The 14,932-nt window shown below is 70.6% G+C and carries 15 protein-coding genes and 2 riboswitches; all 15 genes read right to left on the bottom strand.

Annotation, left to right across the window (positions count from 1 at the left end; genetic code table 11):
- Positions 1 to 70: 70 nt before the first annotated feature.
- A complete protein-coding gene (locus SAOR_RS05405) occupies positions 71 to 877 on the bottom strand; it encodes a thymidylate synthase (protein ID WP_123591944.1) in 807 nt (268 codons plus the stop codon).
- Entirely contained in the window at positions 874 to 1,665 is a 792-nt protein-coding gene (lgt, locus tag SAOR_RS05410) for a prolipoprotein diacylglyceryl transferase (protein WP_123630542.1), read from the bottom strand. Before lgt ends, SAOR_RS05405 begins: the two co-directional genes overlap by 4 nt.
- A 78-nt stretch (positions 1,666 to 1,743) precedes the next feature.
- The gene (locus tag SAOR_RS05415) at positions 1,744 to 2,283 is read right to left on the bottom strand and encodes a GNAT family N-acetyltransferase (RefSeq protein WP_123630543.1); all 540 of its coding nucleotides are present in this window, start codon (positions 2,281 to 2,283) and stop codon (positions 1,744 to 1,746) included.
- Positions 2,284 to 2,320: 37 nt separating this feature from the next.
- A complete protein-coding gene (locus SAOR_RS05420; RefSeq protein ID WP_123630544.1) occupies positions 2,321 to 3,256 on the bottom strand; it encodes a carbohydrate kinase family protein in 936 nt (311 codons plus the stop codon).
- A 57-nt stretch (positions 3,257 to 3,313) separates the two neighbouring features.
- Positions 3,314 to 4,798, bottom strand: a complete 1,485-nt coding sequence (gene gcvPB / locus SAOR_RS05425) for an aminomethyl-transferring glycine dehydrogenase subunit GcvPB (protein WP_123630545.1) — start codon at positions 4,796 to 4,798, stop codon at positions 3,314 to 3,316.
- A gap of 66 nt (positions 4,799 to 4,864) precedes the next feature.
- Positions 4,865 to 5,371: a thiol peroxidase gene (gene tpx / locus SAOR_RS05430; RefSeq protein WP_123591939.1), complete on the bottom strand. Its 507-nt coding sequence runs from the start codon at positions 5,369 to 5,371 to the stop codon at positions 4,865 to 4,867.
- 42 nt (positions 5,372 to 5,413) lie between these two features.
- Positions 5,414 to 6,793: an aminomethyl-transferring glycine dehydrogenase subunit GcvPA gene (gene gcvPA / locus SAOR_RS05435; protein ID WP_123630546.1), complete on the bottom strand. Its 1,380-nt coding sequence runs from the start codon at positions 6,791 to 6,793 to the stop codon at positions 5,414 to 5,416.
- Positions 6,794 to 6,839: 46 nt separating this feature from the next.
- A complete protein-coding gene (gcvH, locus tag SAOR_RS05440; RefSeq protein ID WP_123630547.1) occupies positions 6,840 to 7,235 on the bottom strand; it encodes a glycine cleavage system protein GcvH in 396 nt (131 codons plus the stop codon).
- An 84-nt stretch (positions 7,236 to 7,319) separates the two neighbouring features.
- Complete coding sequence (gene gcvT, locus SAOR_RS05445) at positions 7,320 to 8,432, bottom strand: glycine cleavage system aminomethyltransferase GcvT (protein WP_123630548.1); 1,113 nt, start codon at positions 8,430 to 8,432, stop codon at positions 7,320 to 7,322.
- A 48-nt stretch (positions 8,433 to 8,480) separates the two neighbouring features.
- Positions 8,481 to 8,562: riboswitch (glycine riboswitch) on the bottom strand.
- Between the two features lie 13 nt (positions 8,563 to 8,575).
- A riboswitch (glycine riboswitch) is annotated at positions 8,576 to 8,666 on the bottom strand.
- A gap of 59 nt (positions 8,667 to 8,725) precedes the next feature.
- Positions 8,726 to 9,925 carry an FAD-dependent oxidoreductase gene (locus SAOR_RS05450; RefSeq protein WP_123630549.1) on the bottom strand — a complete coding sequence of 400 codons (1,200 nt, stop codon included), beginning with the start codon at positions 9,923 to 9,925 and terminating at the stop codon, positions 8,726 to 8,728.
- Positions 9,922 to 11,163 carry an FAD-dependent monooxygenase gene (locus tag SAOR_RS05455; protein ID WP_123591934.1) on the bottom strand — a complete coding sequence of 414 codons (1,242 nt, stop codon included), beginning with the start codon at positions 11,161 to 11,163 and terminating at the stop codon, positions 9,922 to 9,924. Before SAOR_RS05455 ends, SAOR_RS05450 begins: the two co-directional genes overlap by 4 nt.
- Entirely contained in the window at positions 11,160 to 12,515 is a 1,356-nt protein-coding gene (locus SAOR_RS05460) for an aminopeptidase P N-terminal domain-containing protein (protein ID WP_123630550.1), read from the bottom strand. The genes SAOR_RS05455 and SAOR_RS05460 overlap by 4 nt, the downstream gene beginning before the upstream one ends.
- Positions 12,516 to 12,651: 136 nt before the next feature.
- Positions 12,652 to 13,200 carry a UPF0149 family protein gene (locus SAOR_RS05465; RefSeq protein WP_123630551.1) on the bottom strand — a complete coding sequence of 183 codons (549 nt, stop codon included), beginning with the start codon at positions 13,198 to 13,200 and terminating at the stop codon, positions 12,652 to 12,654.
- Positions 13,201 to 13,246: 46 nt separating this feature from the next.
- The gene (gene mrtJ / locus SAOR_RS05470) at positions 13,247 to 13,624 is read right to left on the bottom strand and encodes a JDVT-CTERM system glutamic-type intramembrane protease MrtJ (protein WP_185015562.1); all 378 of its coding nucleotides are present in this window, start codon (positions 13,622 to 13,624) and stop codon (positions 13,247 to 13,249) included.
- A gap of 47 nt (positions 13,625 to 13,671) precedes the next feature.
- Positions 13,672 to 14,928 carry a JDVT-CTERM domain-containing protein gene (locus SAOR_RS05475; protein ID WP_123630553.1) on the bottom strand — a complete coding sequence of 419 codons (1,257 nt, stop codon included), beginning with the start codon at positions 14,926 to 14,928 and terminating at the stop codon, positions 13,672 to 13,674.
- Between the last annotated feature and the right edge of the window lie 4 nt (positions 14,929 to 14,932).

Genomic DNA, 14,932 nt, shown 5'->3' on the forward strand with positions numbered 1-14,932 from the left:
GTCCAGTCCGTGCGCGACATGCGCGCCCCAATGTCGGCTCCCCGCGCCGCCCGATGATTCCGTGCGCCGGTTAGACCGCCACCGGCGCGCGGATCGCGGCGTGGCTTTCGTAGTTCACCAAGCGGATGTCGTCGAAGGTGAAGGCGAACAGGTCGTCCACCGCCGGGTTGAGCCAGAGCGAGGGCGCGGCCAGCGGCTCGCGCGCGAGCTGGGTGTCGGCCTGTTCCAGGTGATTCAGATACAGATGGGCATCGCCCAGCGTGTGCACGAAATCGCCCACCTCGAGGTCGCAGACCTGCGCGACCATGTGCGTGAGCAGCGCATAGGAGGCGATGTTGAACGGCACCCCGAGAAAGATATCCGCACTGCGCTGGTAGAGCTGGCAGGACAGGCGACCGTCCGCCACGTAGAACTGGAACAGCAGATGGCAGGGCGGCAGCGCCATGTCGTCGACCTGGGCCGGATTCCAGGCGGTGACCACGTGCCGGCGCGAGTCGGGATTGAGCCTGATCGAGTCGATCACCCGCGCGAGCTGGTCCACGCTGGCGCCGTCGGGCGCCGGCCAGCTGCGCCACTGATAGCCGTAGACCGGCCCGAGATCGCCGTTGGCGTCGGCCCACTCGTCCCAGATCGACACGCGGTTGTCCTTGAGATACCCGATGTTGGTGTCGCCGGCGATGAACCACAGCAGCTCGTGAATGATCGAGCGCAGGTGCAGCTTCTTGGTCGTGAGCGCCGGAAATCCGCGCCGCAGGTCGAAGCGCATCTGCCGGCCGAACACCGAGACCGTGCCGGTACCGGTGCGATCGGCCTTGCGGGTGCCGTGATCGCGCACCTCGCGCATCAGCTCCAGATACGGCTGCTCCAGCGCACTCATGCCGCGGCCCGCCCGCGGCGGTAGGCCAGGCCCAGCAGGAGCACGCCGCCCACGATCATCGGCACACACAGGATCTGACCCATCGTCATCCAGTCGAAGGCCACGAAGCCGAGGAAATCATCCGGTTTGCGGAAGAACTCGGCGAAGAAACGCAGACAGCCGTAGCCCAGCAGGAACAGCCCGGAGACGGCCATGCGCGGCCGCGGACGGCGGGCGAACAGCCAGAGCACGGCGAACAACAGCAGCCCCTCGAGCCCGGCTTCGTAGAGCTCCGAGGGATGGCGCGGGGCCATGTCCACATGCGGGTAGACCATCGCCCAGGGCACATCGGTCACGCGCCCGATCAGCTCGCCGTTGATGAAGTTGGCGATACGGCCGAAGAACAGCCCCACCGGCACGATCGGCGCGACGAAGTCGGTGATGTCGAAGAAACCGCGTCGGGTATGCCGCGCGAACCAGGCCGCGGCCGCGAAAACGCCCAGCATGCCGCCGTGGAAGGACATTCCACCCTGCCAGATGTAGAACAGTTGCAGCGGATTGTCGAGCAGCAGGCCGGGCTGGTAGAACAGCATATAGCCCACGCGCCCGCCGATGACGACGCCGAGCACGACATAGAACAGCAGGTCGCCGACCTCCTCGCGCGACCAGTGCACATGCGCCTGCGCCGTGCGCACGATGCCCAGGCCCCAGCCGAGCAGAAAGCTCAGCAGGTACATCAGGCCATACCAGTGCACGTCCAGCGGTCCCAGCGAGACCGCCACCGGATCGATGGATGGGTGTACGAACATGGCTGCGGAGTTTAGCAGCCGTCGCCGGCCATCGGGCATGTGCCGCGACACGCCCGGGCCATCCGCGTCGGCCGGGCGTCAGCGCACCCAGGCGAATACGCGGACATCGCGCGGCCCGCTCGCGCCGGGATGATTCGGACGTTCAGACCAGCGCCTCAGCACGCCCTCCTCGCGCATGCCGAGTTTATCCAGCACGCGCGCCGAAGCGCGGTTGTCGACGTCGCAGGTGGCCCAGAAGCGGGCGACGTCGTCGATCTCGCGGGCGGCATCGAACACCGCGGCCGTGGCCTCGGTGGCCAGCCCCCGGCCCCAGGCGTCGTGGGCGAGCACATAACCGAACTGGGCGCCGTGGGCATCGAACTGACATCCGACCGTGCCGACGAGCGCATCCGAGGCGCGATCGATCAGCACCCAGCAGAAATCGTCGCCGGATTCCCAGCCCCAGTGCACATCGTCGATGAAGCCGCGGCTGTCATCGAGATCGAGGTGGGTGGCCCAGTCCAGAAAACGGGTGACCCGCGCATCGCCGGCGTAGTCGAACACCGCAGGGGCGTCGGCGGCGACCGGCGGGCGCAGGTGCAGCCGTGCGGTATCCAGCGTGCGTGGCATGACGATCATGCAGCCACCCGGACACCGCACGACATGGGGCGGTCGGCTACACCATGTCCTGGCCGAATTCGTGCTTGTAGCGCTCCTTGAACGAATCCAGCGTGAAGTGGTGGTTCTGCGTGCCGGGACGCTCGATCTTGATGGTGCCGGCCAATGAGGCGACACGACCGATGGTCTCCCAGTCCATGCCCTGCTGCAGGCCGTAGATCAGCCCGGCGCGGTAGGCGTCGCCGCAGCCGGTCGGGTCCGCCAGCGCGGTGGCCTGGGCCGCCGGCACCTCGATCTTGCGACCGCCGGTGTAGATCAGCGAGCCCTCGCCGCCGCGGGTCACGATCAGCGCCTTGAGCCGCGCGGCCATCTGCTCGTGCGTCAGGCCGGTGCGGTCGGTGATGAGGCTGGCCTCGTAGTCGTTGACCGTGAGATAGCTGGCCTGATCGATGAAGCGGTTCAACTCGTCGCCGTTGAACATCGGCAGGCCCTGGCCCGGGTCGAAGATGAAGTCGATGCCGGCCTCGGCGAACTGCTCCGCGTGGGCGACCATGCCGTCCTTGCCGTCGGGCGAGACGATACCCAGATCGATGCCCGCGTTCGCGGGTACGGTCTGTTCGTGGGCGTGGTTCATCGCGCCCGGATGGAAGGCCGTGATCTGGTTGTCGTCCAGATCGGTGGTGATGTAGGCCTGCGCGGTGTAGGCGTCGTCGATCTGCTTGAGCCGATCGCGGCTGATGCCGTGCTTGTCCATCCAGGCCGCGTAATCGTCGAAATCCTTGCCGACGGTGCCCATCGGCTCGCCGTCGCCGCCGAGCAGCTTGAGCGAGTAGGCGATGTTGCCGGCGCAGCCGCCGAACTCGCGGCGCATTTCCGGGACCAGGAACGACACGTTGAGCATGTGCACCCGGTCGGGCAGGATCTCGTTCTTGAAGTGCCCAGTGTAGACCATGATGGTGTCGTAGGCAAAAGAACCGCAGATCAGAGCAGACATAAACCTTCCTTGATCAAATGAAATTCTCGGCCGCGGCGAAACGCGCGCGCGGGCCCGTCATGCGGCGGCCGAGGAACCCGCATCGTACGCGAGATCGAGCCGCTTCGCCGCCGCGACCTCGTCGAAACGGCGCGCGGGCAGGCTCGTCGGCGCCTGACGCAGCGTCTCCGGATCGGCGCGGGCCTCCTCGCGGATCGCGACCATGGCCTCGACGAAGGCATCCAGCGTCTCGCGCGATTCGGTCTCCGTCGGCTCGATGAGAAAGCACTCCGGCACGAGCAGCGGGAAATAGATCGTCGGCGCGTGGAAACCGTAGTCGAGCAGCCGCTTGGCGAAATCCGCGGCCGTCACCCCGAACTGCGACTTCTCGCGCTTGAGCGTGACGATGAACTCGTGGCTGGCCCGCCGATCGGGAAAGGCCACCTCGAAACCGGCGTCCTTGAGCCGCGCCATCAGATAGTTGGAGTTGAGCGTGGCGTACTCGGCGACCCGCGTCATGCCGTCGCGGCCGAGCAGGCGGGCGTAGATATAGGCACGCATCAGCACGCCAGTGTTGCCCATGAACGCCGACAGGCGACCGATGGTGTGCGGCAGATCGGCCTCGGTCATCCAGTAGTAGCGCGTCTCCGCGCCGTCGCCGCGCCGGCCGATCGTCGGGATCGGCATGAACTTGCGCAGGTGGCTGCCCACGCCGAGCGCGCCGGAGCCCGGCCCGCCGCCGCCGTGCGGGGTCGAGAAGGTCTTGTGCAGGTTCATGTGGATGACGTCGAAGCCCATGTCGCCCGGGCGGATCTTGCCGAGAATGGCGTTCAGATTGGCGCCGTCGTAGTAGAGCAGCCCGCCCGCGCCGTGGACGATGTCGGCGATTTCGAGGATGTCCTGCTCGAACACGCCCAGCGTCGACGGGTTCGTGAGCATGATCCCGGCGGTCCGCTCGCTGACCTTCTCGCGCAGGGCGGCGATGTCCACATCGCCGTCGGCGTCGGTGGGCAGCTCGATGACGCGGCAGCCGCACATGGTGGCGGTCGCCGGATTGGTGCCGTGGGCGGCGTCGGGCACCAGGATCTCGTCGCGGTGATGATCGCCGCGATGGTCGTGGTAGGCCTTGATCATCGCCACGCCGGTGAACTCGCCCTGGGCGCCGGCCATCGGCGTGAGCGAACACTTGTCCATGCCGGTGACCTCGGTGAGGATCTCCTGGAGCTCGTAGAGACAGCACATCTGACCCTGGCCATGGCTGGCCGGCGCCAGCGGATGCCGATCAAGGAAACCGGGCAGCGAGGCCAGCGTGTTACAGGCCCGCGGATTGTGCTTCATCGTGCACGAGCCCAGCGGGTAGAAGTGCGTGTCGATGGAGAAGTTGAGCTGCGACAGCCGGGTGTAGTGGCGTACCACGTCCATCTCGGAGACTTCCGGCAGCCCGATGTCGGAGTCGCGGGCCAGCGCATCCGGGATGTCGTCCACCGCCGGCGCCTGCCGCGGCGCCTGGGCGTGGGCGCGGCGGCCCGGCTGACCGCGTTCGAAGATCAGTTGCTCGGTCATGGCGTTACCTCGCTGCGGCGACGCATCGCGCGCCGCCGCTGGAAAAACAGGAATCGGCGGCGACGGCTAGCCCGCGAGCGCGGCCAGCGCGGCCGCGTAGTCGGGCTCGTCGGAGATCTCGCCGACCAGCTCGCTGTGGAGCACGCGATCGTCGGCATCGGCCACGACCACCGCACGCGCGCACAGGCCGGCCATCGGCCCATCGGCCATGAGCACGCCGTAGTCCTCGGCGAACGACTTGTCGCGCATCATCGACAGCGTCACGCCGTTGGCCAGCCCCTCGGCGCTGCAGAAGCGCGAATGCGCGAACGGCAGATCCGCCGAGACCTGCAGCAACGCGACGTTGTCGAGCGCCTCGACGTCGGCGTTGAAGCGCTTGACCGAGAGCGCACAGGTGGGCGTGTCCAGGCTCGGAAAGATGTTCAAGATCTTGCGCTGGCCGGCGAAATCGGCGAGATGACGATCGCCGAGATCGGTGCCGGTCAGGGTGAAGTCGGGCAGCCGGTCGCCGGGCGCCGGCAGCGCGCCCGCGACGCTGGCCGGCGTGCCGCGCAGCGTGATGCTCTGGGTCATGGCAGGTCCTCGTATGGTTGGATTCGGTCGCCGCGGGCCGGTTCAGGCCGGCGCGGCATGGGTTTCGAGCACGGCCGCCAAGGCCTCGGCGTAAGCGTCGAGATCACCGGCGGTCTTGGTCTCGGTGGCGCAGACCAGCACGGTATCGTTCAGGCCGTCGTAGTGGTCGGCGAGCGCGAGGCCGCCGAAGACGCCCCGCTCGGCGAGCGCTTCCAGCGCGGCGTCCGCGGCCATCGGCAGGCGCAGCACCGTCTCGTGGAAATACGGGCCGTCGAAGACGCGGCTCACGCCGTCGATGGCGGTCAGCCGTTCGACCAGCGCGCGCGTGTTGGCGGCACAGGTCGCCGCGGTACGCCGCAGCCCCTCGGGGCCGAGCAGGCTCATGTGGATGGTGGCCGCGGTGACCAGCAGGCCCTGGTTGGTGCAGATGTTGGAGGTCGCCTTGGAGCGACGGATATGCTGCTCGCGCGGCTGCAGCGTGAGCACGTAGCCGTCGCAGCCGTCGGCGTCCAGCGCGCGGCCGACCACGCGGCCCGGCATCTGGCGGACATGTTTCTTCCGGCAGCACAGCAGGCCGAAGTACGGCCCGCCGCCGGCCAGCGGCGCGCCGAGCGGCTGGCCCTCGCCGACGACGATGTCGGCCCCGTCGCCGCCGCCCCAGCGTCCCGGCGCCTTGAGCAGCGCCAGCGACATCGGATTGACCACGCCGATGGCGAGCGCGCCGTTGTCATGCGCCCAGTCGGTGAGCGCATCGACGTCCTCGAGCGCGCCGAAGAAGTTGGGCTGCGGGATGACCAGCGCGGTCACGTCCTCGCCGGCCCAGCGGTCGAGCGCGGCCCGGTCGACCGTGCCGTGCTCGGCGTCGAAGTCCACGACCTCGAAGTCGATCGCCTGATTCGCGCAGATGTTGCGCGCGACCTGGCGGTAGAACGGGTGCACCGACTTCGGCAGCAGCACGCGCCGCGACTTCGACTTGCGGTTGGCCCGCACGGCCATGAGCACGGCCTCGGCCAGCGCCGAGGCGCCGTCATAGAGCGAGGCGTTGGACACGTCCATGCCGGTCAGCCCGCACATCATCGTCTGATATTCGTAGACGACCTGCAGCGTGCCCTGGCTGGCCTCCGGCTGATACGGCGTGTAGGCGCTGTAGAACTCGCCGCGGGTGGTGATCTCCCAGACGGCGGCCGGGATGTGGTGCTCGTAGGCGCCGGCGCCGATGAAGCACAGACCGCCCTCGTCCCGGCCGGCGCGCTCGCGCATCAGGCGGGTGATCTCCTGTTCGCTGGCGCCCTCCGGGATCGCGTCCAGGCTGACGTTGCGCAGCCTCGGGTCGATCTCGTCGAACAGGTCATCGATGGTCTCGGCGCCGATAACCGCCAGCATGTCGCGGACGTCGGCTTCGGTGTGCGGGATGAACGGCATGGAACCTCGCGGTTGGGAAAAAGGCGGACGGCGGCGGGCGGCCGGCTCAGTCCTCCTCGTCCTCGACGATGCCCTCGTAGGTGTCGGCGTCGAGCAGCATGTCGAGCGCATCGGCGTCGTCGACCTGCATCTTGAACAGCCAGCCCTCGCCGAACGGGTCCTCGTTGACCAGCTCCGGCGCGTCCTCGAGCTGTTCGTTGACCTCGGCGACCTCGCCGGCCACGGGCGCATAGATGTCGGAGGCGGCCTTGACCGATTCCACCACGGCCACCGCGTCGCCGGCGCCGACCTTCTTGCCGGCCTCCGGCAGCTCCACGAACACCAGATCGCCGAGCGAAGCCTGGGCGTGGTCGGTGATGCCGACCGTGATCGTGCCGTCGCCGTCGTTGCCGATCCACTCGTGGGTCTTGGTATAGGACAGTTCCTTCGGTACGTCGCTCATCGGATTCCCCTTGCGGTTTGTTTGCCTGCAGCCTGGATGCGGAAAAAGAATGCGGCCGGATGCCTCCGGCCGATCGTCGTCGATCTACGCGTCGTCGATGCGGGACTTGCCGTTGCGCACGAACGGCGGCGTGACGAGGCGCGCGGGCAGCCACTTGTCGCGGATCGCCACCTCGACACCGTCGTCCCAGTCGCTCGGAATCCGGGCGAGCCCGATCGAGCGCGACAGCGTCGGCGCATAGCTGCCGCTGGTGACCTCGCCGGCGGCGGCCGCCGCGGCGACGTTCGACCCCGCCGCGCGCACCTTCGCGCCGTGGCGCATCACGCCCCGGCCTTCCAGCACCAGCCCGACGCGCTGCATGGTCACGCCCTCCGCGCGGGCATATTCCAGCGCCTCGCGGCCCACGAATTCGCGGTCGGCGGGCTCGAAGGCCACGGTCCAGGCCAGCCCGGATTCCAGCGGCGTGGTGTCCTCGTCCATGTCCTGGCCGTAGAGATTGAGCCCGGCCTCCAGGCGCAGCGTGTCGCGCGCGCCCAGCCCCACCGGCGCCACGCCGGTGCTCTTCAGGGCGCGCCAGAACGGCGCCGCATCGCCGGCCGGCATCACGATCTCGAAGCCGTCCTCGCCGGTGTAGCCGGTGCGGCCGACGGAGACGTCGCCCTCGGTGGTCGCACTGAACGGCTTGAGCCGGAACGCGGCCTCGGCCAGGCCCGTGTCCAGCACCTTGGTGGTCAGCTCGCGGGCCCGCGGGCCCTGCACGGCGACGATCGCGAGGTCGCTGCGGTGCTCGACCGCCACGCGATAGGTGCCGATCTGGCCGTGCAGCCAGGCCAGATCCTTGTTCGTGGTGGCGGCGTTGAGCACCGCGCGGTAGTGGCCCTCGGCCAGGTGATAGACGATCAGGTCGTCGATCACGCCGCCGCGGGTATTGAGCATGCAGGTGTAGAGGGCGCGGCCGATCTCGTCGATCCGGGCCACGTCGTTGGCCATCACCCGGCGCAGGAATGCGCGCGCGTCGTCGCCGGTGATGTCGGCGACCGCCATGTGCGAGACATCGAACATGCCGGCGTTGTCGCGCACCGCCTTGTGTTCGGCGATCTGCGAGCCGTAGTCGATCGGCATGTCCCAGCCGGCGAAATCGACGAGCCGGGCGTCGAGCGCCACGTGTTCGTCGTGGAGCGGCGTACGATCTGCCATGCGGGCCTCTTCGGTTGGTTGGACCACGGTGCGGCCTGACTTTCGTCCTGCCGCCCCTCTGTCCTTTCACCTGAGAGATTGGCCCCGTCGGTGAGTCCCCGCTCGGGGACTGCTCTCCAGAGTCGATCGTGTCCGGATGGCCGGACGGGCGCGCGGTCCTTCTGCCTGAGCGTTTCCGGGCGGAAATTGCGCCTTCGGCGACGGGCCGGGCCCGTTCTCTCCCACGCGCTTGGCGATCGAAGCCCGACTATACCGGGGCCGGCGCCCCAATCCAAGCGCGGCCGGCGTGGCGTTCAGCGCAGCAGCCGCGGACCGTCGCCGGACAGGCCCACCGCGTGATGGATCATCAGCTGGCGGATCGGCGCCAGGTTCGAAGCCGCGCCCACGGCCATCTCGCGCAGCCGGCGGGCCAGCGGATTCGAGCTGCCATAGACGCGCTTGAGGGCGTCGGTCGCGCCCATCATCATCAGGTTCTCAGCCATCCGCGCGCGCTGATAGCGGCGCAGATAACGCGTGTCGCCGGCGTCCCGGCCCACCGCGCGTCCGGCCTCCAGTGCGGCCACCAGTTCGGCCACGTCCAGCAGGCCGAGATTGACCCCCTGCCCCGCCATCGGGTGCAGCACGTGCGCGGCGTCGCCGGCCAGAGCCACGCGATGATCGCAGTAGCGCTCGGCGTGCAGCAGCTTCAGCGGAAACGCGGCACGGCTGTCCATGCGCTCGATCTCGCCGAGCACGCCGCCGCTGGCCTCGGTCAGCCGCGCGCAGAAGGCGTCGTGGTCGAGTTCGGCCAGCTCCGCGGCCAGGGCGTCGTCGGCGTGCCAGGCCAGCGAACAGCGCCCGTCGGCCAGCGGCAGAAACGCCACCGGGCCGGTCTGGGTGAAGCGCTGCCAGGCGATGTGGCGGTGGTGGCGGGCCGGCGTGACCGCGCCCACCGTGCAGCGCTGACCGTAGCCCCAGCCCGTCGTCGGAATCCCCGCAGCCGCACGCACCGGCGAACTCGCGCCCTCCGCGCCGACCACCAGCGCGGCGGTGAGCTCGCGGCCGTCGTCAAGCGCGAGCCGGGCGCAGTCGGCGTCGCGGGAAAGACCCGCCATGCGCGCCGGGCAGAACAGCTCGACGCGGTCGAGGGCGCGCCAGGCGGCGTCCACCACCAGCGCGTTCTCCACGATATGGCCCAGCTCGGGCAGCCCCACCGCGGTGTGCTCCAGAAACAGCTCCGGCCCGCCGCCGGCGTCCCAGACCTTCATCCCGGTGAACGCGCAGCAGCGCCGCGCCTCGACGTGCGCCCACAGGCCGAGATTGTCGAGCACCCGCCGCGGCCCCGGCGCGATCGCCGACAGCCGCAGGTCGTAGTCCGAGGCGTCGTCGAAGGGCGCCGGCCGCTCGGCCTCCACCAGGGCCACCGAGAAATCCGCCCGCGACAGCGCCACCGCGAGCACTGCGCCGACCATGCCGCCGCCGACCACGGCCACGTCGAAGCGCGGCGCACTCATGGCCGCGCCCCGGCCGGCACCAGTGCCAGCCCCATGCTGCGCCGGGCCATGTCGTCGCGCAGGCCCGGCGCCAGCGAGAGCCCGAACAGCCCGGCCGCGCGGGCCGCGCCCAGCCCCGGCACCCGGTTGGAGAACACCCGGACGATGGCGTCGGTGAAGTTGGCCACGCGATGCTGATCGGGCCGCCGGGCCTCGGCCCAGGCGGCCAGCAGGTCGGCGTCGCCCGGGTCGAAGTCGGGATCGGCGGCGCGGCGCTCGCGCAGCATGGCCGCGAACACCAGCGCATCGCGGATCGCGAGGTTGAAGCCCTGCGCGGCGGCCGGATGCAGCGCGTGGCCGGCGTTGCCGATGAGCAGCGCCCGCGTGGCCCGGGCGCGATCGGCCAGCACCCGGGCCAGCGGATACGAGCCGCGCGGGCCGGCGAGCGCGAGCCGGCCCAGACGCTGGCCGAAGGCGGCCTGCAGGGCGGCGGTGAAATCGGCCTCGTCCGCGGCGACCCGGCGTTCGGCGGTCTCGCTCGGCAGCGTCCACACCGCAGCACAGCTCGTCGGCGTCCGCGGCAGCAGCGCCACCGGCCCGTCCGGGGTGAAGCGCTCGAAGGCGCAGCCGCCGTGGGCGCGTTCGGGCTCGATCACCGTGACCAGCGCGCGCTGGGCGTAGTCGTCCACGCGGGCGCCGATGCCCAGCGCCTGACGCACCGACGAGCGCGCGCCGTCGGCGCCGATGACCAGCCGGGTCGAGCGGGTTTCCATGGCGCCGTCGTCCCGGGCGATGTCGATCTCGACGGCCCCGTCAGCCTGGCGCAACGCCTCGAAGCGCGCCGGCGCGATGATCTCGACCCCCGCCAGACCCGCGAGCCGCTCGCGCAGCGCGGCGATCAGTGCGGTGTTGGGCAGCACATAGCCCAGCGCCGGCAGGTCGTAGTCGGCGGCATCCACGCGCACCCGGCCGAACGCGCCCTGCTGGGAGACGTGCAGGCGTTCGATGGGCGCGGCGTCCGCGCTCATCGCCGACCACAGGCCGAGCTGCTCGAACAGCGCCCGCGTGCCCCAGGCAATGGCCGTGGTCCGTGCCCGCATATTGTCGACCTTGGGCTCATCCGTGGGCTCGTCCGCAGGCGTGTCGAAGCGCACCGCCTCGACCAGCGCGATCGACAGCCCGGTGTCGGCCAGCGCACAGGCCAGGCTGGCGCCGGCCAGGCCGCCGCCGATCACCGTGATGTCGTGGTCCGCGCTCACGCCGGTCCGCGCCGGTCGCCCGTAGCGGCCATCAGCGCCTCGATGGCATCGGCGTCCTTGGGCACGTCAGCGGTCAGCACCTCGCAGCCGTCTTCGGTGATCACGATGTCGTCCTCGATGCGGATGCCGGTGCCGTGGAAGCGCGCCGGCGCCTGTTCGCTGCCGGGCGGCACGTAGAGGCCGGGCTCCACGGTCAGCGCCATGCCCGACTCGAGCAGCCGCCATTCGCCGTCGATCTTGTAGTCGCCGACGTCGTGCACGTCCATGCCGAGCCAGTGGCTGGTGCCGTGCATGAAGAACGCCCGGTAGCGCTCGTCGTCCTTGATCGCATCGCGGCTGCCCTCGAGCAGGCCGAGCTCGATCAGACCGTCGACGAGCACGTCCAGCGCCGCCGCGTGCGGGGCATTGGCGGGCACGCCGGGCCGAGCCGCGGCGATCGCCGCGCCGTTGGCGGCCAGCACGACCTCGTAGAGCGCGCGCTGGGCCTCGGAGAAACGACCGTTGGCCGGAAAGGTCCGCGTGATGTCGCCGGCGTAGCCGCGATACTCCGCGCCGGCGTCGATCAGCACCAGAGCGCCGTCGGCGATGGCGTCGGCGTTCTCGATGTAGTGCAGCACGCAGGCGTTGGCGCCGCTGCCGACGATGCTCGGATAGGCCCAGGTCATGCCGTCGAGCTCGAACTCGTAGTGCAGCACGGCGGCGAGCTGGTATTCCCGCACCCCGGGCGCAACCGCCTGCATGGCGGCGACGTGGGCCCGGGCCGAGGTGCGCGCGGCCTCGCGCATGAGCGCGATCTCGGCCTCGGACTTGCGCAGGCGCATCTCGTGCAGCACCCGGTCCAGGGCCACGATCTGCGCCGGCGGTCGGCCGCGCCGGCCCTGGCTCTTGAGCCGTTCCACGCCCTCGAGCACGCGCCGCTCGAACGACGGGTGCGTGCCCAGCGACAGATACAGCCGCTCGCGGCCGTCGAGCAGCCGGCCGAGCCAGGCGTCGAATTCGCCGACCGCGATCGCCCGGTCGGCGCCGTAGTCCGCCACGGCGCCGTCGAGGCCGGCGCGTTTGCCGACCCAGATCTCGGCGTCCGGATCGCGCTCGCGGCAGAACAGCAGGTACTCGCCCTCGGCGAAGCCCGGCGCGATCACGGCGATCGCCTCCGGCTCCGGAAAGCCGGTGACGTAGCGAAAATCGCTGTCGGGGCGATAGGGATAGTCGACGTCGTTGTTGCGCTTGCGCTCCGGGGTCGCAGCCAGGATCGCGATGCCGTCGGCGCCGATCACCTCGGCCAGCGCCCGGCGCCGGCGGGCGGGCTCGTCCGGCGGGTCGGCGTGCTGCAGGTGGGTCTGATCCCTCATGCGGGCGCTCCCGCAGCGACGGTCGGCGACGTCAACGATGATCGATCGGGCATCAACATGGGCACGGTCCGTCCTTGGGCTGCTCGGCTGCGGGCGGCGCCGCGACGACGCGCGGCCGCCGGCGCGATCCGGGGCACTAGTGCAGCGACTCGCGTTCGGTCGGGCCCTCGCGCGGCGGCTGCAGCTCGAGAAAGACCATCTGCACGCCGACGCGCACGTACTCGACGAGCTCGGCGTAGTCGGCCTCGGCGGATTCGACGTCGCTGTCCTCGGCGGTCAACCCGGCCCGTGAGAGCTGGGTGAGATCGCGCACGACCTCCCGAACCTCGGCGGAGAGCTGCTCGGGGTCGAACGTGCCGTCGTGGCTCAGGCCGTAGAGATAGCCCGCACACCAGCGCGCCAGCGCCTGCACGCGCCGCTCGAGGGCGACGTCGTCGTCGGGCAGCAGCGGCTTGAAGCTCAGATCCGGATCGAACAGACCCTCCAGCGTCATCTCCCGCAGCGCGCTCAGGGCGGTGTCGAGCATCTCGGACTGCTCCACGTCGTCCACGGCGCGCGGCGGACTGGCCTTGTTGTCCACGCAGAGCATGCCCGTGAGGGTGCCGTGCACCTCACCGGGGGTCTGCACGGACCGGGCCTCGGTCAGGCCGTGCTGGAGGGCATCGAAGATATCGGTCTGGCTCATGGCGCGCCTCTTTTACGGAACCGCATGGTAGCAAAGCCGCGGTGCCTCAGCCGGGCCCCAGCAGCACCAGCCAGACCGCGTTGTAGCCGGCATGCAGGCCGATCGGGGCGGCCAGCGTGCGGCCGTGGCGTTCGTAGAAATAGCCGAACACCAGCGCCGGCACGCACGTCGCCGCCGCCCAGCCGACGGGGTGGCGGGCGAGATGAAACAGGGCGAAGGCCGCGGCCGTGAGCGCGTTGGCCCGCGTCAGCGGGCCGGCGCGGGCCGACGATCGCGCCGCCAGTGCGTCCTGAACGCCGGCGCGAAAGACGATCTCCTCGAGCAGCGGCGCGAGCCCGACGACCAGCAGCGCGGTCGTCGGCGCCGGCCAGCGCAGCGCGAGGCCGCCGGGCCCGAGCGCCGCCGCCAGCGCGAGCACCGGCACAGCGGCGGCCAGCGCGGCGAGATAGGCCGGGTCGGTCGCCAGCCGCTTCAGCGTGTCCCCGTGCCGGCCCGCGACGACCGCCGGCGGACCAGCACCCAGGCGCTCAATCCGAGCAGCAGCGCCCAGACCGGGTCGAAGCGCGTGTCCGTCCCCAGCGTGCAGCCGCCACCGCTGCTGCCGCCGTCGTCATCATCGACGTCACCGCCGGTGTCGGCGGTCTCGGATTCGACCGTGTCGGCGGCGACCGACTCGTCGGCGCTGCCGAGGATCGCGGCCGTGTCGAAGTCCGGACAGCGCGCGCCGTTGATCAGCGTCCAGCCCATGGCCTCGAGCGCGCAGGTGGCCAAGCCGAGGCCGTTGCGGCCCTCGGCGCGGGCGCTGAGGACCGGCTCCATGAGCTGATCGGGCGCCAGCGCGTCCGCCCAGTGGGCGATCGAGCTGCCGGCCACCACCGGCGAGGGCGCATGCAGCCGCACGTAGCCCTGATTGAGCCCGGAATCGAGAAAGGCCGCGCCGTTGGCGGTGTTGTCATCCGCCCAGACCAGATCCGGGCCGTTGTCGAGCGAATCCGCACGCTCGGCGTCACTCATCTGCGGCCAGCTCGGCTGACCCGCCACGGACAGGTCCTTGACGAAGCGGCTGTAGATGTCGGGCAGCCGCCGGCCGTCGGCCACGCGCGGAAACTGGCCCGCGTCGGCGCTGCGCCCGTCGGTCAGCGCCACCAGGGAGATGAAGCCGAGCCCGTGGATGAGCTCGTGCAGGACGGTGCCGATGAAATCGATCTCGCCCGCGCCGGGATCCCGGTCCAGCCCGTAGTACCAGCGCCGGCCGCCCAGACAGCCGTCCTCACCGTCGAGCGCGGCGTTGAAGGTCGCGTCGATGTCGCTGGTGCCCGCCGCCACCCGGCGGCCGGCTAGCGCATTGGCGAGCGCGGCCGGATACAGCGTGTCCGGGCGGGCGGCATCGGCGAAGCCGGCCGCGAACTGGGCCGGCGCGGTCTGCCCGAGCGAGGCGCGGGTCGCGCTGCAGCTCAGCGTGTCGAAGCGCACGGCGATGCGGATCGGCACCGCGCTGTCGAGCCGGCTGCCCAGGATGTCCGCGGCGTACTGCAGGGCGATGCGACGCTGCTCGCCGCGCGTGCCGCCGTCGTTGCCCCCCACCGGCGCCACCGACGTGCGGTCGTTGAGCCCCTCGCCCTCCGCGTCGCCGTTGATGATCTGCATGGTCGCCGCCGGCGCGCTCCCGATGCCCAGCGCCAGCAGCAGTGCGGCGACCAGCACGCGATACCCCCCGTGAATGTGCATCGGG

The sequence above is a fragment of the Salinisphaera orenii subsp. orenii MK-B5 genome (assembly GCF_003788635.1).
Taxonomy (GTDB): domain Bacteria; phylum Pseudomonadota; class Gammaproteobacteria; order Nevskiales; family Salinisphaeraceae; genus Salinisphaera; species Salinisphaera orenii.

Excerpts from the sequence above, each read along its gene's own strand:
- SAOR_RS05405 (WP_123591944.1), bottom strand. The coding sequence starts at position 877 with ATGAGTGCGCTGGAGCAGCCGTATCTGGAGCTGATGCGCGAGGTGCGC.
- lgt (WP_123630542.1), bottom strand. The coding sequence starts at position 1,665 with ATGTTCGTACACCCATCCATCGATCCGGTGGCGGTCTCGCTGGGACCG.
- SAOR_RS05415 (WP_123630543.1), bottom strand. The coding sequence starts at position 2,283 with ATGATCGTCATGCCACGCACGCTGGATACCGCACGGCTGCACCTGCGC.
- SAOR_RS05420 (WP_123630544.1), bottom strand. The coding sequence starts at position 3,256 with ATGTCTGCTCTGATCTGCGGTTCTTTTGCCTACGACACCATCATGGTC.
- gcvPB (WP_123630545.1), bottom strand. The coding sequence starts at position 4,798 with ATGACCGAGCAACTGATCTTCGAACGCGGTCAGCCGGGCCGCCGCGCC.
- tpx (WP_123591939.1), bottom strand. The coding sequence starts at position 5,371 with ATGACCCAGAGCATCACGCTGCGCGGCACGCCGGCCAGCGTCGCGGGC.
- gcvPA (WP_123630546.1), bottom strand. The coding sequence starts at position 6,793 with ATGCCGTTCATCCCGCACACCGAAGCCGACGTCCGCGACATGCTGGCG.
- gcvH (WP_123630547.1), bottom strand. The coding sequence starts at position 7,235 with ATGAGCGACGTACCGAAGGAACTGTCCTATACCAAGACCCACGAGTGG.
- gcvT (WP_123630548.1), bottom strand. The coding sequence starts at position 8,432 with ATGGCAGATCGTACGCCGCTCCACGACGAACACGTGGCGCTCGACGCC.
- SAOR_RS05450 (WP_123630549.1), bottom strand. The coding sequence starts at position 9,925 with ATGAGTGCGCCGCGCTTCGACGTGGCCGTGGTCGGCGGCGGCATGGTC.
- SAOR_RS05460 (WP_123630550.1), bottom strand. The coding sequence starts at position 12,515 with ATGAGGGATCAGACCCACCTGCAGCACGCCGACCCGCCGGACGAGCCC.
- SAOR_RS05465 (WP_123630551.1), bottom strand. The coding sequence starts at position 13,200 with ATGAGCCAGACCGATATCTTCGATGCCCTCCAGCACGGCCTGACCGAG.
- SAOR_RS05475 (WP_123630553.1), bottom strand. The coding sequence starts at position 14,928 with ATGCACATTCACGGGGGGTATCGCGTGCTGGTCGCCGCACTGCTGCTG.